Genomic DNA, 21,305 nt, shown 5'->3' on the forward strand with positions numbered 1-21,305 from the left:
CATATTGACGGTCTAACGCCAAAGGCGTACGTTTAGCGGCGCGAGCCTATCTTCCGGTTAGAGGAGACACGAGCGCGTGACGAACCGTCTTTTCTTTTCTTGTCTGCTGACCCTTTCCGTAACCGGCTGGGCACAGACTGCCTCGCAGCCGCCTGCCTCGACTGACGAGCCGATCACCACGCTCAAGGTCGCGACCCGCGTCGTCGAGATCTCCGCAGTGGTCAAAAGCAAGGATGGCGAGCCTCGGGGAGGCATGACCAAGGACGACTTCGTCCTCAAGCAGGATGGCAGGGAAGAGCCCATCCACTATTTCTCGCAGGGCTCGGAGCTTCCTCTCACCCTTGCCCTCATGGTCGACACGAGCGGAAGCCAGCGCACATTCATCGGCGACGAATCCCTCGCCAGCGACGTCTTCTTCGAAACCATGCTTGGCCGCAGGGAAGACCGAGCGATGCTCGTGCAGTTCGACAACAGCATTCTCCAATTGAAGAGCCTGACGAGCTCCGCGAACGCCCTGCATCTCGCCCTCTCCGGCCTCAGCTCTCATGCCTCCGCCGTCGGCGGAACCCTGCTCAACGATGCAGTCTACATCGTCGCCAAGGAGGTCCTTGCCAGGGAGACCGGACGCAAGGCGATGGTGATTCTCACCGATGGCGGCGACAACGGAAGCCGTAAGACAGTCGAACAGGCGATCGAGCAGGCTCAGCGCGGCGACATCCAGATCTACTCCATCCTCTACAGCGCCAGGGACGTTGCCAACGGCTACGGTATCTCGCGCCCACCCGGAACTGACAACGGAAAAGCCATTCTGCAGAAGCTTTCCGAAAGCACAGGCGGTCGCGTCTTTACTGTCAGTCACTCGATAAGCCTGCGCGAGATCTTCGCTGAAATCGGCCAGGACCTGCGCTTGCAGTACGAGGTCGGCTACACCCCGCCACCAGACCTTCAGCCCAACAGCTATCACAAGCTGGAACTGCGAGCGAAGGACAAGAAACTAAGCGTCCAGGCCCGAAAAGGCTTTTTCGCCCAACCCTGAGGGCGGAGAGTTGCCGTTGCCCTTTGGTTGTCATTCCCGAAAGGGAGTCTGGGTTTTCTCTTGCCCTTGCGGTCACCGGCGAAGCCCATCTCACCCACCGATAAAAAGAAAATTCTTCAAATTCTGGGCCAAAAACGCATGTCAAGCCCCTAAACACCGTAACCCCAACAAAACAAAGCGAAAAGCCCCTGTCCTTTTAGTTACGGTTAATCTTCTACACTTAAATAAGTGGAAGCAGAGTCGTCCCCAGGGACAAAAAAGGCTCTCATCGACAGCTAAGTCTTTTCGTGTCTAATATTTAGCCGCAACTCCTTTGATATCTTATATTTGCAGGAGATGGAATCCTGTAAGTATATGACAGAAAAAGACTTACGCCCCGGCTATGGGGAGGGGGGTGGCCCTTAGGAACGTGCGAACTGCGACTCCATCGGAGCCTGGTAGCTCACCGCAAGATGCGGAGTCTCTACCCTCTGGTTCAGCCGATGCCGGGAAGTGAGACAGGCCTCCAGAACACCCGACGTCAGAAGCGTCCGCTGCACAGGATATGGCGCAGCCTTCGTAACGAACATCTGCTCGATCTTCGCCGCGAGGCACGCCGAGTACGTCTGGTTCGGATTCGGGGTCGTGAAGAACTGCGTCGAGACCGTGCCATGATCCGCGACGCGCACCGAGATGTTGAAGTCGCGAACCGCACCGTTGAGCATCAGCAGCGTCGCTCGCGTGCCGTCGTTGTACTCGATGCAGTAAGCAAAGGGATCCTTCACCAGTTGCGGCAGAATTCCCTCGACGGTCAGATCCTGCGGCCGTCCATCGAGCACGCTCAGCCCCAACGGCGTGTCACTGCGTGAAAGCGCCGAGCTGAGCAGGTCCTTCGACCAGCGGCCAGCGCTCGCCGCCGCCCAGACGTCGTCGCCTTCGAGCATCTGTGTGTTGCTGATCGGGTAGGTGCCGTGCTCGGCGACGACGACCACTCCATCGACGGCGAGCTTGCCTGTGCCTAGAGTCAGCGCGTCGGCGATCGTCGGGCAGATCTTCATGGTGGGATGGCGATCCGCGCGCTCCTGGAAGATGTCTCCCTCACCATGCTGATCGACGAAGAGTGAGACGACGTCCATCTCGGGGCGGTGATAAACGCCTTTCCATCCGTAGCCATCAAGGAGGCGGTCGACGACGTGCTGCGGATGCAGGTACTTCTTGTACGCTGTCGTGATGGCGGCGAGACGTGGCCGCTTTGGAGGTGTCCCGCTCAATGCCATGCAGAGCTCCTTCGATCTTGTATGGACTCTTTTGGACTGGATACTTCGCGGAATATAGCAAGATGCGCGTAGTGGCATACTCAGGTAAACATCGTGGCTGACTGGAGTTAGGACATATGGACTATAAGGACAAAGGGAAGATCGCATGCTGACACGACGCCGATTTCTCGGATATGCCGCACTGGCTCCAGCAGCGCTGCATCCCTCGCTGTGGGCCCAGGTTGCATCGCAGTCGACCACCGATCTTCCTGCGCCCGTGATCTCCGCGAAGGCACTGGCAATTCATAAGCGAGCGCTTGTATTTGACGGACACGTTCACGCGCTTGACCGAGAGTTCTACCACGGTGGCAGCATGGGCACACGCAGCCCCGTAGGCCAGTGGGACCTGGTTCGCGCGCGTGAGGGTGGAGTTGGCGCCTTCTTTCTCTCGGTCTTCATTCCCGAGGAGTACTACCCGAGCCGCTTCGAGACCAAGCAGGCCTTTCGGCGCGTGGACCATGCTCTGCGCCAACTGGAGATGAATCGCGACCAGGTTGAGCTTGCGCTGAATGCGGATGACATCGAACGCATTCGCGCCAAGGGGAAGCTTGCGGCGGTTCTCGATATCGAAGGAAGCTATGACCTCGATGGCGACCTGGGTGTCCTGCGCGATCTTTACCAGCTTGGCGTGCGGTCGGCCCAGCTGTCGGCGCATAACTGGGACCAGAACTATGCGGACGCGTGCTGCTCGCCACCGAAGTGGAATGGCTTGAATGAACATGGGCGCGACCTGATCCGCGAGATGAACCGGCTGGGGATGGTGATTAACGTGTCGCACTCGTCTGACCAGACGATTTCGCAGGCGATCGAGCTAAGTGATGTCCCGATCGTCTCCACGCATCATGGGCTCAGGGCCATCAATGATATTCCGCGCAACATGCCCGATAACCTGCTGAAGAAGCTGGCGGCCAAGGGTGGGGTCATGGGATTTCAGATCGGCAGCGAGTTTGCGTACCCGCGTGAGTATGCGTGGCTGACTGAGCATCGGCATAAAACGTTCTGGGATACGACGAGCATTCCGGATCGGGTGAAGGGGAAGACGATCTACGAGGTTGACGAGCTTGTTGCGCCGCAGTTTCCGATGCTTGGGGCGCAGGTTCCGGAGTCGGTTCAGATGGCGGTCGATGACTGGGTCGCGGTTGTCGACAGGGCGATTCAGCTTGTGGGCGAAGATCATATCTCGATCGGCTCAGACTTTGATGGTGGACCGACCCTTGCCAAGGGGATGCGGGATGTTCGTGACCTCCCGATGATCACCGACGCGATGCTACGACGCGGCTACTCGGAGGAGCGGATCGATAAGTTCTGGGGCGGCAACCTTCTGCGCGTTTTCAAGCAGATAACGCAAACACGCGGATGACTCGTCCGTGCGAGAGCGGAGAGCACGAATATACTGGGCGTGCCGGCTATCTCCTCCGCGACAAGGTTTTCCTATGTTCACGCGCTCTCGTTTCCGCACATCGGCCTTGCTTCTCGCTTGCGTTCTGACGATCCCTGCTCTCCGCGTTCAGGCACAGGAGGTGGGTTCCGCGCCGGTCAAGAAGCAGCTTCCTGCCGATGAGCGGGCTTACAAGGCAGCGCGATCGATCAACGATCCGGCACAGTGCCTGGCGGCCATGCGGGCGTTCGTGAAGGAGTATCCGAAGAGCAGCCGTATTGGCCGCGCACAGGATGCGATCTTTACTCTGCTCGTTGAGAACTTTCCGGAGAGGACATCCGAGATCGATGGGCAGCTCAAGTACCTGGTGAAGCACTCCGGAAAGGGAAGTGGGCATTTTCAGACGGAGACGGACCTCGCTTATCAGCTTGCGGAGGCCGGGACGTCGGGGGTTGAACTGCCGCGAGCGGAGAAGCTTGCGAAGGATGCCGTAAACCATCTGCAGGAGACGGCATTTTCACAGGAGATGCTGGCGTCTTACGTCAAGTTCAAGGTTCCGCCACCGAAGCAGCTTGAGATCCATGCCCAGTTCGCCAGGACGCGCGCTGAGGCGGTTGCTGTGCTGGCGGATGTGTATCTGCGCGAGAACAAGCAGCAGCAGGGTGCGGCACTCGTTGCCGAGGCCTATGCCTTGGATCCCATGGTCGATGATGTCAACACGGAGAGGGGGCGTCTGGCGCTGTTGAACCATGATGATGCGCTTGCGCTCGAGTCTTTCGAACGGGCGCAGCTTCTTGGGTCGATGAAGGCGCCCGACCGCGAGAAGATGATGCAGCTCTATCGGCAGGCGCATGGTGGAAACGATGCCAGTTTCACCGCCGACATGGATGCCCGCTATGCCGAGCTCTATCCGCCGGCATTTACTCCTGGCAAGGTTGCTGCTGTTCCCGGTGGACATACGGTGCTGCTTGAACTCTTTACCGGATCCGGCTGTCCGCCCTGTATTGGCGGAGATATTGCTGTCGAGGGCGTGCTTGAGGCTTATCCGCGCAGCGAGGTCGTTGCGCTTGCTTTCGATCAGCACATTCCGGAGCCCGATCCGCTGACGAATCCTGACTCGGTGGCGCGGGCGGAGGTGTATGACATCGCGCACACGCCGGAGTATGTGATCGATGGGAAGGTTCAGCCTATCTACGGAGCGAGGCGTGAGGGAAGCGAAGATCTCTATGGGAAGATCGCCAAGGCTGTGGATGCCGCGGCCCCGATCGTGACGGGAGTGGAGTTGAAGGTTTCTGCTGCGAAGGCTGATGGCGGGCTCATTCATGCGCAGGCGGTTGTCAGTGTGCCGAGCGGCAAAGAGCTTGAGAAGGTCCTTGCGGTGAAGGCTGGGCCTGAGGCGGTGAGTCCCGGGGAAAAGAAGCCGGCTGCGCCTGCTGTCGGTCCTGTCGAGCCGCGCCTTGTTGTGAACTTCGCTCTGGTTGAAGATGATGTGCGCTACAGTGGCGAGAATGGGATTCGCTTCCATCGCATGGTTGTGCGGGCTCTGGCCAAGCCTGCGGGTATGGGTTTTTCGGTTGATCCTGCGGCTACCGTTAGCCTTGACGCGTCCTTTGATCCAGCAGCCATCAGCCGTTCGCTTGTAACTTATCTTGAGGGATATGAGCAGAAGAACGACCGGTTCGGGAAGATCACCTTTCTGACGAAGGATATGACGATGCAGACTGAACATCTTGCGGTCGCCGCCTGGGTACAGGATTCGGTGACACATCGCGTTCTGCAGGCTGCGGTGATCCCGGTCAGCGCGGCACAGCAGGGAGCGCAGTGACATGAGGGCTTCGTGCGTTTTAGCGTGTGTCCTGGCTCTCGTCAGTGGATCTGCAGCCTTTGCGGCTCCGAAGGTGACGGTTCAGTGGCGCGTGAAGGCAGCTCCGACCAAGCCGGTCAAGGCGGGGGCGAAATTCACAGTGGTCATCACCGGACAGCCTGATCCCGGGTGGCATCTTTATGCGCTGGAAGAGCCGCAGGGTGGGCCTATCGCCACGGAGATTGCACTCACCGAGGGCGATCCGGCTGATCTCGTGCGCGTCGAAGAGGCGAAGCCGAAGGTCCTTCCGGATCCTAACTTCCAGCAACCCACGGGCTTTTTCGACAGCGCGGCTGACTTTACGCTGCATCTTCAGTCGGCACGGAATGCGTCGGCTGATGCGAGCGCGCTTCACATTCTTGTCCGCTATCAATCATGCACGGATCGCGTCTGCCTGCCTCCGCATACGGAGACGATGACGGTTCCGCTGACGATCGGCCGTTAACGCATACTTTCACCGCAAAGCGCGAGGCTATCTCGTTTCTGCTCCGCGTCCGCGAGCCACTTTTTCATCTCGCGAATCTCCTGCTGATAGAAGAGGGCTTCGAGTTTCTCGTGGTGAGGAGCGTTCGGACGGCTGGCGCGTATGGTTGCGGCGGCAAGGGACGCTTCTGATTCGGCGATTGCGGCACGGCAGTCTTCGATAGCCTGGTTGATTGTTTCTGGTCGTGGTGTCTTCATGTACGTGTGCTCCCTACAACAAAGAGCACAATACGCCCACGCGTATAGAACTATGGATTGCACTTTCGGGTATCAAGCTTGCCACATCCGTAGAGCCTATGTCAGGAACCTGAGACGCGGCTGGACGGGTGATCGCTGGCGACGGCTCCGTCGCGGATGGTGACGATGCGGTGGGCGAATTCGGCAATGTCGGGCTCATGGGTGACGAGGACGATGGTGTTTCCCTTGGCGTGGAGATCGTCGAAGAGGGCCATGATTTCGACAGAGGTCTTTGAGTCCAGGTTTCCAGTGGGCTCGTCGGCTAGGATGATCGACGGTGAATTGACGAGGGCGCGGGCGATGGCGACACGCTGGCGCTGACCACCGGAGAGCTCGTTCGGCTTGTGCATCATGCGGGTGCCGAGGTTGACCGACTCGAGGACAGCCTTGGCGCGGGCAGTGCGTTCAGCGGCTGGGGTGCCGTTATAGATGAGGGGAAGCTCGACGTTGTGGAGCGACGTTGCGCGAGCAAGCAGGTTGAAGGTCTGGAAGACGAAGCCGATCTCCTTGTTGCGGATACGAGCGAGCTCGTCGTCGTTGAGGCTGGAGACGTCGTGTCCGTTGAGCCAGTACTTGCCCTGCGTGGGAGAATCAAGGCAGCCGATGAGATTCATGAGGGTCGACTTGCCCGAGCCGGATGGGCCCATGATGGCGACGTACTCACTGTGGCGGATGCGGAGGTTTACGCCGCGAAGGGCGTTAACGGTCTGATCGCCCATGACGTAGGTCTTCCAGAGATTGCTGGTGACGATGACGTCTCCAGGATTTGGACCCTCGGCGTTGACGGCTGGTGCGGTGTCGGGGCTGACTGCGGTTTCGATGGCCATCCGGATCTCCGGTACTTGCTTCTGTTGCGTTGGTCGGGGAGTGATTGAGAGTTCAGTTGGGAATCGCTACCCGTTAGAGTCGTTCGGCCCGCGCTTCGGTTCCTATTGCGTGGTGACCGCTTCCGGTGTGTTGTCTCGTTTGACGACGCTGCCGCTCTTTAGAGCGCGGAGAACCTTGTAGCGGCCGGTGACGATCTCATCTCCTGGCTTGAGGCCGCTGAGGACTTCGATATCAGTGGCTCCGGTGATCCCAGTCGTGATGGGAACGAAGTTGACGCGGTTCTTACCCTTGGTTTCCTGGAGAACATAGACGCCCTGCACGAGTTTTGGCTTGGCGGTCGAAGCGCTCACGGAATTTGAGGGGGCCTTCCCGGAGTTGGCCGCGGCTGCCTTTTCGCCTTCGACATCGCGCTGGATAAGGGCCTGAATCGGGATGGTGAGAGCATCCGGCTTGTGGGCGGTGGTGATCTTGGCGGTAGTGGATAGGCCGGGACGGAGGTCGTCCTGGTTGGAGATACCGTCGAGGGTAACGACGACCTTGAAATCCTTGGCCTCTTCGGTTCCGGTGGTGGATTGGCTGGTTGCCACGCCGGTGGTGCGAAGAAGAGCCTGATCGCCGACCTGAGTGACATGTCCCTTGAAGGTGCGGCCGGGAAGGGCGTCCACTGTGACATCAGCGGTTTGGCCGAGCTCAACGTTGACGATGTCAGTTTCGTCAACCTTGACCTCAGCGGTGATGACGGACATGTCGGCGAGGGTCATGAGGGTGGAGCCCTCGGCGTTCTGGATGCCAACGACCATCGTCTCGCCTTCGCGGACGGGAACGTTCGTTACGAGGCCGTCGAAGGGCGCTCGGGAGATGGTCTTATCCAGCGCGTCGTAGTTGGCACGCTGGGAGGCGACGGCCTGATTGACGTGACCCCGGAGTGAGTCGGTCTGGGCCTTGGCCTGGGCCTCGGCCGCTTGGCGCTGCTGGAGCGTGGCTTCGGACATGTCGACGGCGGCTTTCTTGGCGTCGTAATCCTGCTTAGCGATGAGCTTATCTTCGTAGAGGGCTTTGGCGCGGTCGTAATCGAAGCGCTTCTGCTCGAGGTCGGCCTTGGCGGCGGCAGTGTTGGCCAGCGCAGTCTGCTCGGCGGCGATATTGGCGCTTACATCGGTCTGGGATGCGGCGATGGTCGCCTGCTGGGCGGAGACGGTGGCCTGAGGCTGGACACTTTCGACCGTGGCGAGAGTGGCTCCCTTGAGGACGTGGTCACCCTCCTTGACGTTGAGATGGGTAATGCGGCCGAAGGCGGTCGCGCCTATGTTGACGTAGGTCTTGGGTTTGATCTGGCCGGTGCCGCTGACGATGGAGAGAAGGTCACCGCGCGTGGCTTTGCCGGTGGCGACTTTGGTCACGTTCGCCTGATCGTGCAGAACCGTTCCAATGCCGATACCGACGAGAACCAGGACAACGACAACGAGGATAATGATCTTTTTGGCGTTCATAAGCCTTTTCTATAGCCAGACCTCCTACTTCGGCCTGACGGGTTGACCTGCTTGGCCTTTTCGATCCGGTATCAGGAGCAGGTACGCATGTGCTTTGCGAAGGGTTCCCACAGGCGCGAAATTTGTTCTTTCGCCTGCGGAGCGCTTTCTTTTCTTCGGGGAATCGGTCACACCAGCATACCGTTTTCGCCATCGTAGCAGGGTAGATTTACCGAGTCGATCACGCTTCTTGTCTTCGGGTTGTCTGCCCTCTACAATGAAAGTTGCTTTCTGGAGTTCCGCGGCCCTCACCTATGAAAATCTCTCTTCGTGACCATCTCTTCGCAATCGTTCTTCTTTCGGCAGTCGGCGTCGCAGGCAGTCCTGTGCGTGCCCAGGATGCCGCCGCGCCTCCCGCGGACGCGACGAAGACGGACGGAGGAGTGACGAAGGGTCCCGCAGTGGTGGAACATCCGGATCCGTTGAAGACACGAATCTCCGACAAGCAGCGGTTTGCACAACAGAAAAATCTGCGGAACGAGTTGAAGGGGCCCTACGCGAAGTGGGTGAACGAGGACGTTCGCTGGATCATCACGGACGAGGAGATGCAGGCGTTCAAGCATCTGAGCAACGACGAGGAACGCGACCAATTCATCGAGAATTTCTGGCTGAGGCGTAATCCGAACCCTGACTCTCCGGAGAACGAGTTTCGCGAACAGCACTATCAGCGGATCGCCTACGCGGATGAGCATTTTGCCGCGGGCAAGCCGGGCTGGCGTACGGACCGCGGGCACATCTATATTGCTTATGGAAAGGCCGACAGCATCGACTCGCACCCGAGTGGCGGCAACTACGAGCGTCCGATGGAAGAGGGCGGCGGCAATACATCCACGTTCCCATTCGAGGTTTGGCACTATCGCTACCTGGAGGGTATTGGCGACAACGTCGATATCGAGTTTGTCGACACGTGCATGTGCGGCGACTATCACATGACGATTGACCGCTCGGAGAAGGACGCGTTGAAGTACACACCGGGCGCGGGCCAGACGCTTTCCGAGCAGATGGGACAGTCGAAGAAGGCGGATCGCTTCTCGGGCGGTGGGCTCGAGCAGCTTGGCTCTGGACCGGGAACTTCGGGGAACCAGAGCAAGCAGTTTGATCGTCTCGACCGGTTTGCGAAGCTGATGGCTCCTCCGGCGATCAAGTTCAAGGATCTGGAAGCCTTTATGGGAACGGGCAAGATCCTCAATGGACCGCCGTTTCTGTTTGACGTTCGTACGGACTACGTCCGCGTGACGAACGAGACGGTGCTTGTGCCGCTGACCCTGCAGATTCAAAACCGGAACATCACGTTCAGCAACAAGGACGGCGTTGCGATGGGGACGGTGAATATCCTTGGGCGAGTTTCGAACCTGAACCACAAGGCGATCCAGACGTTCGAGGATACGGTCAATGTTCAGGTTCCGAGTGAGTTGCTGGCGCGGAAGCAGAATGACGTTTCGGTGTACTGGAAGTCGATTCCGCTTCGCCCGGGGCTATATAAGGTCGACATCGTGATCAAGGATGTTAACAACCCCGATCACATCGGAACCTGGCGCCGGAGTGTGAATGTTCCGAAGTTCGATGACGATCATCTTGCTTCATCTTCGCTGATTCTGGCTGGTTCGATGGAGAGGGTGCCTTCACGGGATATCGGTGCGGGCAACTTTGTCATTGGAGATACCAAGATCATTCCACGGGTTCCACCGGGGATCGCGCTTCCTGTGACGTTCCACCGCGCGCAGAGTCTTAACTTCTGGATGCAGGTCTATAACCTGGGGATCGATGAGAAGAGCAAGCAGAACGGCGCAACGCTCAACTATGAGATCACCGACATGGCCACGAACAAGTCGATCGTGACGAGCCAGGAGCTGACCAATAAGCTGAGCCCGAACGCCGACCAGTTGACGATCGAAAAAAGTATGCCGCTGGCGAGCCTGCAGCCGGGCAAGTATCAGGTAAGCATCAAGGTGGATGACGGGGTATCGAAGCAGGTGATTACCGAGTCGGCACCGTTTATTGTGGATTAGTATTGGTTGGGAGTATGACGAGGATACGGGAAGCTCGCGTGGATGGTAGATGCGATTGAGCACCCGCGGTATAGGAAACAGTCTCCATCGAGCAGCCCGACGCGGTCGCCGAGAGAGCTTCTGGAGAGGGCCGACGACCTGACGGGACGACCTTACGACTGTGTATAGATTCCGGGTAGAACTCGTTGTTGCGGCGCTCATGCTCGGAATGGCATCCGCAGGTTGGGCTGCGGCTCCAGATGCTACCGTTTCTGGCGTGGTGAGGGATACGCAGGGTGTGGCTCAGATGGGTGCTTTGGTGCAGATCCTGAGTGCCAATGCTGTGCTGGTGGGAACTGCGTATACGGATCTGGGTGGGCATTACCGGGTAGAGAACCTCATTCCGGGTAATTACCAGGTGAAAGCGACCGCGGCTCTGTTCTCGCCTGCGGTGCGGGCACATCTGCGGCTTCCGAGTGGTGCTCGCGCGGTTGTGGATCTGACGCTGAGTACGATGTTCCAGTCGTCTGCGTGGCTTCCAGCGGAGAGACGGCGCGCGGATGAGCCGAGCGACGACTGGCGCTGGACGCTGCGGTCGGCGGCGAATCGGCCAATTCTCCGTATGGTGGAAGACGGAGAGATGGTGGTCGTGTCGTCGAGCGCGACAGAGGCTTCGAAGCCTGTTCAGCATGCGACGGCTGCGGTGACGAGCGGAGACGGCGGGTTCGGACTGGGTGGAGTTCACCACAAGCTGTCGTTCGATACGGCATTCGAGGATGGATCGGACGTTGTCATTCGTGGGGATCTGGGAAGCGATCTGAGTTTGCCGGGACGTGCTCCGAGCGCGGACTTCGATGCTGGGTATGAGCGGAAGATCGGATTCGCGGGTGCAGCGAGAACCGTGATCAATATCCAGACTCATCCAGAGATGCAGAGCACGGGCGGAACGGCCGGAATGCAGTCGATTCGGCTGGCGAGCGCGGAGCGGACGAAGATCGGCGACCTGATCGACCTGGAGTACGGAAGCTCGCTTTCGGCGATCCAGGTTTCGGGTGTTGGTGTTGCGACGCAGCCGTTTCTGCGGGTCCTGGTTCATCCGCTTCCAGGATGGTCTGCTGGATATCGGATGGCGACAGCTCGAGAGCTGCAGTCGTATGAGGCGCTTGACTCGCTGCAGGGCGAAACTCCGGTTGCGTCGATGACTGGTGGAAAGCTGGCGATCGAGCGTGGAACTCACCAGGAGTTCACTGTCGCGCGGACCGATGGGCGAGGAATGGTTCAAGTTGCGATCTATCATGATGCGATTCAGCATGAAGGAATCGCGGGAACCGGGCTTCTCGCTCCCGATGATTTGCAGCGGCCTGGAGTTCAGGGACTTCTGATCGATACGACGACGAACAGCTTTCGCTTGTTGAGCAGCGCTTACGACGCTGGCGGCGTTCGACTTACCATTTCGGAGCCGCTGACGCAGGGTCTCGAGGCTGCGTTTACGGTGAGTACGGGAAGTGCGCTTTCGACCAGAGATTCGGGCGCTTCGACGCTGCAGCAGGCGAGCGAAGGACTTCGAGTGGAGAAGGGCGAGAGCGCGACGATCGCGCTCAAGGGACGAATTGCAAACACTGGCACGAAGGTTCGGGCAGCGTATCGCTGGCAACCTCGGAGCATGGTGACCGCGGTCGACGCCTATGCACCTTTCAGCGACCAGGCTTTTTTGAGCTTTTACCTCGCTCAGCCGCTGCGTTGCCACGGAGTGCTTCCCGCGGGGCTGAGCGCTGTGGTCGATGTGACCAACCTTCTGGAACAGGGCTATCAGCCCCTGCTTTCGAAGGATGGAAAGACGGTGTTTCTCGCGCAGTCGCCCCGGGTGATTCAGGCTGGACTTTCTTACACGTTTTAGGCGCTACCCCCCTCCCATAGCCCGCGTTCAAGTCTTTTGTTTTGCTCTATTTGCAGGTATGCTCGGCCTGTAAATATCTCATTGCAAGCAACTTACGGCTAAATATTAGTAAATAAACGACTTAGCCGGGCTCCCGATCAGTGGGATCCTTGCGGCGCTGTAGCTTTCTATTCGATTTTTTCCTCACTCCTTCTATTGTATGAGATCGACCGAAACTAAAAGGACACCGACTTTTCGCTTTGAAATGAATGAGTTAGGCCATTTGGGGGCTTGACAAGAATTTGCGGGTGCGCGGGAGGGAGCTTTATCGCGTTCTGTTCGGGCTTAGTGTGGGGACGGGCACCGCAGACGCAGATTCCCTTCGGGAATGACAACCAGCGAGACAAGGGCAACTGCGACGACAGCGGCAACGGCGGGGGGCCGGTACGACAAAACCGCACGGTAGCGACGGGGGACTTGGCCTATGCGCGGCGGAGTGGCATCGAGGCGATGCTTAGGGCCTGTTTTCCAGTCTGAATGTCGCGTATGCTTCCGCCTGTCTTCACGTCGAAGCAGAGAGTCGCGGATCGCGATACGGCGTACATCTGATCTCCGGCGAGGCTCATTTGAGTGGGCCGAGAGGTTGAGAAGATCGTTGCGTCGAGCGGCTTCAGCCTACCCGTGGCCCGGGAGAAGCGGAAGGTCGAAAGGGTGACGTGCCCGGTGCTGGTGACGACGTGGAAGCGGTCACCGCTGGGGCTGAAGGATATGGGGCCGAGCGTTTGGGATTCGATCGCCAGGTGATGGAGGGGCGTCTCCAGTTGGCCGGTCGTGGCGTCGATGGGGATGACCGTGAGGCCAGGGCGAAGGATGCTGGCGACGACCAGGAACTTGCCCGATGGGTGGATGGCGAGATGGGCGGGGCCGCTGCCGGGGTCGAAGGAGAGACGGCTGGCGATGGTGGGGATTCCTTCGCGGAAGGCGATGTGGTTGAGGCGGTCGGCTCCGAGATCGGTAGCGTAGGCAGCGCCGGATGGAGCGAAGACGGCGGAGTGGGGGCTTGCGCTGGCTTGCAGGGGATGAGGGCCCGATCCCGTCTGCTTCAGCGGATAGGGTGTTGGCTGGATGCGGCCGTCGCTTGCAAGGGAGAAGAAGTTGTAAGAGCCTCCGGAGGGCGAGGTTGCGAGAAGGGTGCATCCGTCCGGTGAGATGGCGAGGTGGGTTGGATTCGTGGCCGAGAGGGCGAGGGCCTCGTGGCTTAGCAGGGTGTGTTGGCCGTTCGCTTTGACGGCGTAGGCTGAGACGCTGCCTCGGGGGAGATTGTCGTGGATCCCGATCCCGTGGGCGACGTAGAGGATCGGCAGGGTGGGGTGGGTGATGAGGGCGCGGGGGGCTGTCGCGGGGATGGCGCGCCGCGGTGCCGGCCGCGAATTGCCGTCATCGACGACGAAGGTCTGGATGTTGTCCTGCTCGGACCCGACGAAGGTGAGGGTGGGGGCTGCTTTGGCCGGCCCTACTGGTCGCGCGACAGAGGCGGAGAGATGAGGGGCTAGTGCTGCCGCTGCGCCGGTGAGGCCGAGGTTGGATACGAAGTTACGGCGCGTCCAGGTGGGGTTCGGGCTCATGAGGCGGCTCCTCGGGGTGTTGTGGGTACGATTGTAGCTTTCGTTGCACAGATTGGAATATGGCTTATGGCCTAGGGTTCTTTGGGAACTGGCTGTTCGGCGGTTTGGGTCTCCCACCTTAGCCGACGGTGAGGCTGTCGGCGAAGATGGGGCACCCGGCGTCTGAGCTGGGTGATGAAGGCAAAGACAACTACAAACGCAGATTGCCTTCGGGAATGACAACCAAAAAGCAAGGGCAAAACTGGAGAAAGGAGCACCGAGGCTCTAGGTGGTGAAGACCAGGCATTGGGGGCTGCCGAGGGGGTAGGTGTGGAGGGGATTGGAGAGTTTGCCGGTGGCGGTGTCGCGGCCCATGACGACTACGGCTCCGGAGTCCTGGCAGGCTACGAGGAGGAATTTGCCGGAGGGGTCGAGGGTGACGTGGCGGGCGGTGACTCCGCCGTGGGCGATGACCTGGGCGAGAGTGATGTCTCCGGATTTGGGGTCGACCGTGAACATGGCTATGGTTTCGTCGCGGCGGTTGCCGGCGTAGACGAAACGGCCGTCGGGTGAGGTGAGGACCTCGGAGGCGAAGGCGGTGTTCCTGGGGAAGTCCGGGTTGAGGGTGGAGACGAAGTTGCCGATGGTGGTGAGGGTTCCGGCCTTGGCGTCCCAGAGGAGATGGTCGATGGTGGAGTCGAGTTCGTTGACACTGTAGACCCAACGGTTGTTGGGGTGGAAGGTCATGTGGCGTGGGCCGGACTTGTTGCGACCCTGCCAAAAGGGCTGGGTTGCGGGGGTGAGGACGGCGGTGTCGGGATCGATGGTGTAGATCCAGATGCGGTCGGAGCCGAGGTCGTTGACGAGGAGATGGCGGCCGTCGGGGGTCGGGGTGGACTCGTGGATGTGCGGCTTGGCGTGCTCGGGTGCGTCGTCGACGGGCGTGGTCTGGAAGTGGGAGACGGGCTCGGAGAGTGAGCCGTCGGGGAGAATTTTGTAGGAGGTGAGGCTGCCTCCGCCATAGTTGGCGACGAAGGCGCTCTTACCGTCGTGGTTGACGGAGATGTGGGTGGGGCCGCCTCCCCTGGAGGACTGGTCGTTGATGCGGGTAAGGGTGATGGCTCCCTTTGCATCGTGCTTGATGTCGTAGGCGAAGACCATGGACGCATGGGATTCGGCTACGGTGTAGACGTGCGGCGCCTTGGGGCTGAGGGCGAGCCAGGTGGGGCTGTCGGCTTCGGCGACGAGGGTGATCTCACCAACCTCACCAGTGGCGGGATTCCAGTCCGCAGCGTAGATGCCTTTGCTGGTGCTCTTTTGTCCCGTGCCGGTTCCGATGAGGAGACGCATAGAAGACTTGGATGCCGCAGCGTGGCCATAGATGGCATGCGGGAGGGCGGCTACGGCGGGGAGCGAGCGAAGGACGGTGCGGCGAGTCAGCATGTATTGAAGGTACCTCGTTTGCAGGCTTGATCAGGTGAGTCATTGTCGCTTGGGGAGTTGGGGGTGTCCATGGGCAATTGGCCTACAGCGAAGGCGGGTCCGCGGGATTCGCCGAGCAGAATCTTTACTGGAATTTCGATGGTGCCAGCCGTTGTGCGGCAGTAGAGTATTGCCACGGTGAACGTTCATGCGTGCAAGCTTTCGTAGATCCCTTCTCGCCTTCCTGCTGATCATGCTCGTCTCGTTACCGCGTCCAGCCCTCGCATGGGGGAATACGGGGCACGAAGCGATCGCCTACCTGGCCTGGCAGCAGATGACTCCCGCCACGAAGAAGCGGGTGATGGCCCTGCTGCAACAGGTTCCCCCGATTACGACGGCTACGGCCACCATCCCGGGGTACGCGATCTGGGTGAGCCAGCTTCCAACGGGCTTGACCGCCGACCAGAAGAATCGCTACCTCTTTATGCGGGCGGCGACCTGGGCTGACAGCCTCAAGCACGAAGGGCTCGTCGACTCCGACACACCACCTCCAGGCGTCACGGTCGATGTTCACCTTGGGTTCAGCGACCCGCAGAGCCACGGGTACTGGCACTTCATCGATACCGCTTTTTCCGATGATGGCGGCGCCGTTCCCGCGACGCCGGTTCCCAATGCCGTGACCCAGATCCTGGCGCTGCGCGAGTTCATCGCTTCCACGGAAGATGATCTTCTGAAGGCGTACGACCTCGCTTGGCTGGAGCATCTTGTCGGCGATATCCACCAGCCTCTGCACGCGTCTGTCCGGTATAACGCGGGGAGCGGCGACCTGGGGGGCAACGACGTCAAGATCAAGCTCACGGCTGCGCAGAAGCTCAAGTTCGAGTGTTCTCCCTCTACGTTCGCGCCGACGGAACTGCATGCCTTCTGGGATGACCTTCCCGGTTCCTGCTCGGCGCAGAACGGTTTGAAGCCCGGGGCGGCTTTCGCTGTGCGTCTGCCTCATCTGCTGACCAAGGGCGATGCCCGGCTTGCCGATACCGATCCCGCTTCGTGGGCGGCTGATTCCCTTGCTGTCGCGGAAAAGGACGCCTACGCGGCCCCTATCGGGACGGGGATCAAGCCGACCGACGGCACTTCGAGCTACGCGATTACTACTGCCTACTATGCGGGCTCCCTGGCGGATGCGAAGGACCGCGTGGCTCTTGCGGGAGCTCGCCTGGCGAAGCTGCTCAACGAGAACCTCAAGTAGGGCAGGGAAGAGGGAGTAGAAGGCGATACATGGGCTTGTGGTAGAAAGGGCCGATGCCCTGGTATGAGCTGAGTTCCGCGGATGATCCGAAGTTGAATGAGTTGGCGGAGAAGTACAAGCTGCATCCGCTGCACCTTGAGGATGCGCGGTCGAGCGATGAGCGGGTGAAGGTGGATCAGACGGCGACGTATACGTTCGCCGTGTTGAAGCCGGTGCGGTTGTCGCCGTCGGGTGAGGATGGGAAAGAGCCGGTTTCGTTCTCGACGATCGATCTTTTCGCGGGGGCGCATGAAGGGGAACCGTTCTTTATTACGATTGCCGATCCGACTTGTCCGACGACCGCGGAGGCGCTCGAGAGGGCTCGGCGGGAAGGGGCGGATGAGAAGCCGGCGCGGCTGCTTTACCTGATCGTGGATACGGTGGTGGATCTCTATTTTCCGGCGATCGACTTCTATGACGACCGGATCGATGAGCTTGAGGATAAGGTGGTCGCGGAGCCGGAGCCGAAGACCCTGCAGGATGTGTTTGCGATCAAGCGACAACTGATCGATCTGCGGCGGGTGCTTGTGGCTACGCGGGATGCGACGCTGCACCTGCAGCGGGATCCGCAGTCGATCATCGACGCGGACCACCAGCCGTTTGTGCGGGATGTGTATGACCACCTGGTTCGGCTGCTGGACGCGGTGGAGACGCAGCGGGACCTGGTGAACAATGCGCTGGATATCTATCTCTCGTCGGTGGCGAACCGGACGAACGAGGTGATGAAGGTGCTGACGGTGCTGGGCACGATCGCGCTGCCGGCGATTGCGATCAGCGGGATCTATGGGATGAATGTGAAGGGGCTGCCGTTCGAGGAGTCGGCGCATGGGTTTGCTTATGTCGCGGGGGTAACGGTGGCGTGTACGGTGGGGCTACTTGTGCTTCTGCGGAGCCGGAAGTGGTTCTAGATATTTTTTGGCCTTGCTTTGCCTTTGTGGAGACAAAATCGATTTCGTTGTTGGGACAAATGCCCTATGGCCTGGAAGCCAAGGGGCTGGGTGATGCAGTAGAGTGCAACAAAGCGCACTTATTGCAACACTATGTTGAAGAACAGGAGACGGCGCATGACCGTCGTTCGTCGTTCCCGGGTCCGGTTTTTTCTGGGCTTCTGGCTTTTTGTGCTGAGCGGAGTTGCTTTCCTCGACCGCACGAATATTTCGATTGCAGGGCTTCAGATCAGCCGTGACTACGGGCTTGGCAACCAGAGGCTTGGCTGGATCTTTTCGGCGTTCCTGATTGGGTATGCGGGATTTCAGCTTCCGGCGGGTGTGCTTGCGGCGAAGTTCGGGCCGCGGCGGGTGTTGACGCTCGGGGTGTTGTGGTGGGGCATCGCGACGGCGTTTACGGCGATTCTGCCGACGAATATTCCGCATGCGCTTATTTTGCTGATCGCGGTGCGGTTTGCACTGGGCGCGGGTGAAGCCGTGGTGTATCCGGCGGCGAACCAGTTCGTGGCGCGATGGGTTCCGCAGCAGGAGCGCGGGTTCTTCAATGGGTTGATCTTCGCGGGCGTAGGGGCGGGGAGCGGACTGACGCCTCCGTTGCTGACGTGGATCATCATTCAGCATGGATGGCGGGCGGCGTTCTGGTTCAGCGCGGTGATCGGGTTTGTGGCGGGCGCGGTGTGGTGGGTGTTCGCGCGGGATACCCCGGAGGACCATCCCGGAGTCTCGCGAGCGGAGTTGAACGAGATTCGCGCGGGGCTGACGCTGTACTCGGCTAACGCTTCAGCCGGGGCGCCTAAGGGGGCCAGCACTGAGATCTCGTGGAAGGCGATCTTCCGGAGAGTTGACCTTGCGGCTTTGATGGCAGGGTACTTCAGCTTCGGGTACATCGCGTGGGTGTTCTTTAGCTGGTTCTTTCTTTACATGGCACAGGTTCGCGGATTCAACATGAAGGAGAGCGCGCGGTATGCGATGCTGCCGTTTCTCTGCATGACGATCTTCAGCCTGGTTGGTGGAGCGCTGTCGGACAGGCTGACGAAGATGTATGGGCTGCGGGTGGGCCGGTGCTACCTGGCTTCAGTTTCGCTTGTGCTAACGGCAGTTTTTCTGGTGCTTGGGTCGCAGGTTCATAGCCCGCAGTGGGCGGGGATCATCCTGGCGGGCGGGGCGGGGACGCTGTATGTTTCATCGAGCTCGTTCTGGTCGGTGTCGGTGGACATCGCGGGGCGGAACTCGGGTGTGTTCTCCTCGCTGGTGAACATGGGCGGGCAGATTGGCGGGGCGATTACGGCTTCGCTGACGCCCTGGATCGCGCAGAGGTTCGGGTGGACGACGTCGTTCGCAGTGGCAGCTACGTTTGCGCTGATCGGAGCTCTGTGCTGGCTGGTGGTGCATCCGGAGCGGGCGCTCGAGGTTTAAGGCGCGTTTGTCCTTGCTAAAGGTGGTCGAAGTGTGATGCCTTAGAGGCAGTGTCCCGCATTGTCAGGGTTCTGCCGCTTCTTCTGCTGCTGGTGTGCAGCTTCGTCCCGTTGAGGATGACGGGTCAGATTGCGCCTCTGCCCTATACGAGTGTGCCGGCTGCTGCCGCGGATACGACCCCGCAAGTGCGGTCAGGCGAGACGCCGCAGGACGCGCCGAAGGCATTCATTCGGGGATGGTCTTTCGGTAGCGAGCTGGATCAATCGGCCATACGGCAGGGAGAGCAGGTGTCTCTTGACCCTGGGCATCCGGAGATCATTCTGTTCTTCGATGCGAGGGGGGCACCGGAGTTGCCGGTCGAATTTCGTTACCGGCTGGACGATTATGACGCGGACTGGACGGCGACGATGAGCCGGGTCGCGCACTATCGGAAGCTGACACCGGGGGACTACCGCTTCGAGGTGCAGGCGAGAACGCCGGGCCAGCCGTGGCCATCCGAGGTGGCTCTGCTGCTGGTGAAACAGAGGCCCTTCTTCTACCAGACGTGGTACTTCTACCTGATGCTTCTGTTCGGGCTGATCGCGCTGGCGGCGCAGTTGCTGAGCCAGAGGGACCAGTTGCTGAAGGGGCAGATGGGGATGGTGCTCGAGGAGCGGAACCGGATTGCGAGCGATTGCCACGATACGTTGATGGCTGGGTTCGCGGCGATCTCGTGGCAGCTCGAGGCGACGGCGAAACTGTTCAAGGATGGGGATGCCGCACTGACGCCGGCGGCGCAATCGTGCGAACTGGCGCGGAGCATGGTATCGCACTGCCAGGCGGAGGCGCGACGGATTATCTGGGATCTGCGGGACTCGGATGAGCTGACGAATATTCTCTCGCAGGCGCTTGGGAGAGCGATCGAGGCGCATCGTCTGCGGGACAGTGTGGAGACGACGTTCGACGTGGAAGGGAATGAGATTCCGATTGCGCCGGGGGCGGTGCACCACCTGGTGTGCATCGGGCAGGAGGCGGTGACGAATGCGATTCGGCATGCGGAGGCTTCGCGGATACGGATCAACCTGACGTATGAGAGCGATGCGCTGAGCCTTTCGATCCGGGATAACGGGAGGGGATTTCAGTTGTCCGATCCGGCGACGCGGGCTGGACACTTCGGAATCCCGGTGATGGAAGAGAGAGCACGCAAGCTGGGCGGATCGCTGAGGCTTGCGAGCTCAGCGGAGCTGGGTACGGAGGTCGCGGTGACGGTGAGTTTCCAGACGATCAACCTGCCACCGAATCAGCAGCACTACATTGTGCCGTGGATCGGCGTGTAGGTTGTTGTTCGATGAGACAGGGACGCGAATCTCCATGTAACAATGTGTTCATGGTGCAGCCATGTCGATGAAGCAGATACGTGTCCTCCTCATCGAGGATCACTTTCTTGCGCGCATGGCGCTGCAGTCAGTGCTTGCGGGACATGCACAGATACGCATCGTCGGTGAGGCTTCGGATGGAGAGCAGGGCATTGAGCTCTACCGAACGCTGAAGCCGGATGTGGTGGTGCTGGACCTCAGGCTTCCGCGTGTCAGCGGGTTCGATGTGATCTCGATTCTGCGGAAGGCTCCAACACCGGCGCGGATCGTGGTGCTTTCGAACTACCACGGGTCGGAGGACATCTACCGCGCGGTGCGCTCTGGAGCGATGGCGTACCTGACGAAGGATGCAAGCGGAGAAGAGCTGATCAACGCGATCCAGAACGTGGACCGCGACCTCCGCTATCTTCCGAGGATTGCGCTGGACAGGCTGGCGGAGCGCATGCCGGCGGTGGAACTGACTCCACGCGAGAGTGAAGTGCTGGTGTGCATCACGCAGGGGCGCTCGAACCGGGAGATCGCGGAGCAGCTACGGATTGCGGAAAAGACCGTACGGATTCACGTGTCGTCGGTTCTGGACAAGATGGGTGCCCGGGACCGCACGCAGGCGACTATCTACGCGCTGCAGCGTGGGTTAGTCCACTTTGACTGACCAGAAGACGTTCCCGATATAGGCTTTTTGACCTAGGCACATCTGTGGCGCTTGACTCATGACACGTCAGCGCTGACGTGTTCCTATGAGATCATTCTTGCCATACA

The 21,305-nt window shown here is 59.9% G+C and carries 17 protein-coding genes; 11 read left to right on the plus strand and 6 right to left on the minus strand.

The window, feature by feature from the left end:
- Window positions 1-76: 76 nt before the first annotated feature.
- A complete protein-coding gene (locus GRAN_RS11235; protein WP_128913156.1) occupies window positions 77-1,036 on the plus strand; it encodes a VWA domain-containing protein in 960 nt (319 codons plus the stop codon).
- A gap of 401 nt (window positions 1,037-1,437) precedes the next feature.
- Here GRAN_RS11235 and GRAN_RS11240 read toward each other — a convergent pair whose 3' ends face one another.
- Complete coding sequence (locus tag GRAN_RS11240) at window positions 1,438-2,292, minus strand: cupin domain-containing protein (protein WP_241654509.1); 855 nt, start codon at window positions 2,290-2,292, stop codon at window positions 1,438-1,440.
- A 145-nt stretch (window positions 2,293-2,437) separates the two neighbouring features.
- Between GRAN_RS11240 and GRAN_RS11245 the strand changes: the two genes are divergently transcribed.
- The 3 genes from GRAN_RS11245 (at window position 2,438) to GRAN_RS11255 (ending at window position 6,018) form a co-directional block, all read left to right on the plus strand.
- On the plus strand, window positions 2,438-3,691 hold the full coding sequence (locus GRAN_RS11245; protein ID WP_128913157.1) for a dipeptidase: 1,254 nt from the start codon (window positions 2,438-2,440) through the stop codon (window positions 3,689-3,691).
- 73 nt (window positions 3,692-3,764) lie between these two features.
- A complete protein-coding gene (locus GRAN_RS11250) occupies window positions 3,765-5,534 on the plus strand; it encodes a hypothetical protein (RefSeq protein ID WP_128913158.1) in 1,770 nt (589 codons plus the stop codon).
- Window position 5,535: 1 nt separating this feature from the next.
- Complete coding sequence (locus GRAN_RS11255) at window positions 5,536-6,018, plus strand: protein-disulfide reductase DsbD domain-containing protein (RefSeq protein WP_128913159.1); 483 nt, start codon at window positions 5,536-5,538, stop codon at window positions 6,016-6,018.
- Here GRAN_RS11255 and GRAN_RS11260 read toward each other — a convergent pair.
- The 3 genes from GRAN_RS11260 to GRAN_RS11270 all read right to left on the minus strand — a co-directional run bounded on the left by GRAN_RS11260 (window position 6,015) and on the right by GRAN_RS11270 (window position 8,611).
- Window positions 6,015-6,254, minus strand: coding sequence for a hypothetical protein (locus GRAN_RS11260; RefSeq protein ID WP_128913160.1), 240 nt, complete (start codon window positions 6,252-6,254; stop codon window positions 6,015-6,017). The genes GRAN_RS11255 and GRAN_RS11260 overlap by 4 nt on opposite strands.
- A 101-nt stretch (window positions 6,255-6,355) precedes the next feature.
- Window positions 6,356-7,120, minus strand: a complete 765-nt coding sequence (locus GRAN_RS11265; RefSeq protein WP_128913161.1) for an ABC transporter ATP-binding protein — start codon at window positions 7,118-7,120, stop codon at window positions 6,356-6,358.
- 102 nt (window positions 7,121-7,222) lie between these two features.
- Window positions 7,223-8,611, minus strand: coding sequence for an efflux RND transporter periplasmic adaptor subunit (locus GRAN_RS11270; RefSeq protein ID WP_128913162.1), 1,389 nt, complete (start codon window positions 8,609-8,611; stop codon window positions 7,223-7,225).
- A gap of 293 nt (window positions 8,612-8,904) precedes the next feature.
- Between GRAN_RS11270 and GRAN_RS11275 the strand changes: the two genes are divergently transcribed.
- Window positions 8,905-10,659, plus strand: coding sequence for a GWxTD domain-containing protein (locus tag GRAN_RS11275; RefSeq protein WP_128913163.1), 1,755 nt, complete (start codon window positions 8,905-8,907; stop codon window positions 10,657-10,659).
- 208 nt (window positions 10,660-10,867) lie between these two features.
- Window positions 10,868-12,535: a carboxypeptidase-like regulatory domain-containing protein gene (locus tag GRAN_RS11280; protein ID WP_161570940.1), complete on the plus strand. Its 1,668-nt coding sequence runs from the start codon at window positions 10,868-10,870 to the stop codon at window positions 12,533-12,535.
- A gap of 461 nt (window positions 12,536-12,996) precedes the next feature.
- On the opposite strand, the gene GRAN_RS11285 is transcribed toward GRAN_RS11280, so the two are convergent.
- Entirely contained in the window at window positions 12,997-14,139 is a 1,143-nt protein-coding gene (locus GRAN_RS11285; protein WP_128913165.1) for a lactonase family protein, read from the minus strand.
- A 264-nt stretch (window positions 14,140-14,403) separates the two neighbouring features.
- Window positions 14,404-15,561: a lactonase family protein gene (locus GRAN_RS11290; protein ID WP_128913166.1), complete on the minus strand. Its 1,158-nt coding sequence runs from the start codon at window positions 15,559-15,561 to the stop codon at window positions 14,404-14,406.
- Window positions 15,562-15,748: 187 nt separating this feature from the next.
- Here GRAN_RS11290 and GRAN_RS11295 point away from each other — a divergent pair, with 187 nt between their 5' ends.
- The 5 genes from GRAN_RS11295 (at window position 15,749) to GRAN_RS11315 (ending at window position 21,198) form a co-directional block, all read left to right on the plus strand.
- A complete protein-coding gene (locus GRAN_RS11295; RefSeq protein WP_128913167.1) occupies window positions 15,749-16,789 on the plus strand; it encodes a S1/P1 nuclease in 1,041 nt (346 codons plus the stop codon).
- A 53-nt stretch (window positions 16,790-16,842) separates the two neighbouring features.
- Window positions 16,843-17,736 carry a magnesium transporter CorA family protein gene (locus GRAN_RS11300; RefSeq protein WP_128913168.1) on the plus strand — a complete coding sequence of 298 codons (894 nt, stop codon included), beginning with the start codon at window positions 16,843-16,845 and terminating at the stop codon, window positions 17,734-17,736.
- A 156-nt stretch (window positions 17,737-17,892) separates the two neighbouring features.
- Complete coding sequence (locus GRAN_RS11305) at window positions 17,893-19,191, plus strand: MFS transporter (RefSeq protein WP_128913169.1); 1,299 nt, start codon at window positions 17,893-17,895, stop codon at window positions 19,189-19,191.
- A 50-nt stretch (window positions 19,192-19,241) separates the two neighbouring features.
- Entirely contained in the window at window positions 19,242-20,507 is a 1,266-nt protein-coding gene (locus tag GRAN_RS11310; protein ID WP_241654510.1) for an ATP-binding protein, read from the plus strand.
- 67 nt (window positions 20,508-20,574) lie between these two features.
- Complete coding sequence (locus GRAN_RS11315) at window positions 20,575-21,198, plus strand: response regulator (protein ID WP_128913170.1); 624 nt, start codon at window positions 20,575-20,577, stop codon at window positions 21,196-21,198.
- Window positions 21,199-21,305: the final 107 nt, after the last annotated feature.

Source organism: Granulicella sibirica (genome assembly GCF_004115155.1).
Taxonomy (GTDB): domain Bacteria; phylum Acidobacteriota; class Terriglobia; order Terriglobales; family Acidobacteriaceae; genus Edaphobacter; species Edaphobacter sibiricus.

Excerpts from the sequence above, each read along its gene's own strand:
- GRAN_RS11250 (WP_128913158.1), top strand. The coding sequence starts at position 3,765 with ATGTTCACGCGCTCTCGTTTCCGCACATCGGCCTTGCTTCTCGCTTGC.
- GRAN_RS11315 (WP_128913170.1), top strand. The coding sequence starts at position 20,575 with ATGAAGCAGATACGTGTCCTCCTCATCGAGGATCACTTTCTTGCGCGC.
- GRAN_RS11265 (WP_128913161.1), bottom strand. The coding sequence starts at position 7,120 with ATGGCCATCGAAACCGCAGTCAGCCCCGACACCGCACCAGCCGTCAAC.
- GRAN_RS11255 (WP_128913159.1), top strand. The coding sequence starts at position 5,536 with ATGAGGGCTTCGTGCGTTTTAGCGTGTGTCCTGGCTCTCGTCAGTGGA.
- GRAN_RS11270 (WP_128913162.1), bottom strand. The coding sequence starts at position 8,611 with ATGAACGCCAAAAAGATCATTATCCTCGTTGTCGTTGTCCTGGTTCTC.
- GRAN_RS11305 (WP_128913169.1), top strand. The coding sequence starts at position 17,893 with ATGACCGTCGTTCGTCGTTCCCGGGTCCGGTTTTTTCTGGGCTTCTGG.
- GRAN_RS11290 (WP_128913166.1), bottom strand. The coding sequence starts at position 15,561 with ATGCTGACTCGCCGCACCGTCCTTCGCTCGCTCCCCGCCGTAGCCGCC.
- GRAN_RS11280 (WP_161570940.1), top strand. The coding sequence starts at position 10,868 with ATGGCATCCGCAGGTTGGGCTGCGGCTCCAGATGCTACCGTTTCTGGC.
- GRAN_RS11285 (WP_128913165.1), bottom strand. The coding sequence starts at position 14,139 with ATGAGCCCGAACCCCACCTGGACGCGCCGTAACTTCGTATCCAACCTC.
- GRAN_RS11245 (WP_128913157.1), top strand. The coding sequence starts at position 2,438 with ATGCTGACACGACGCCGATTTCTCGGATATGCCGCACTGGCTCCAGCA.
- GRAN_RS11260 (WP_128913160.1), bottom strand. The coding sequence starts at position 6,254 with ATGAAGACACCACGACCAGAAACAATCAACCAGGCTATCGAAGACTGC.
- GRAN_RS11295 (WP_128913167.1), top strand. The coding sequence starts at position 15,749 with ATGCGTGCAAGCTTTCGTAGATCCCTTCTCGCCTTCCTGCTGATCATG.
- GRAN_RS11275 (WP_128913163.1), top strand. The coding sequence starts at position 8,905 with ATGAAAATCTCTCTTCGTGACCATCTCTTCGCAATCGTTCTTCTTTCG.
- GRAN_RS11300 (WP_128913168.1), top strand. The coding sequence starts at position 16,843 with ATGCCCTGGTATGAGCTGAGTTCCGCGGATGATCCGAAGTTGAATGAG.
- GRAN_RS11240 (WP_241654509.1), bottom strand. The coding sequence starts at position 2,292 with ATGGCATTGAGCGGGACACCTCCAAAGCGGCCACGTCTCGCCGCCATC.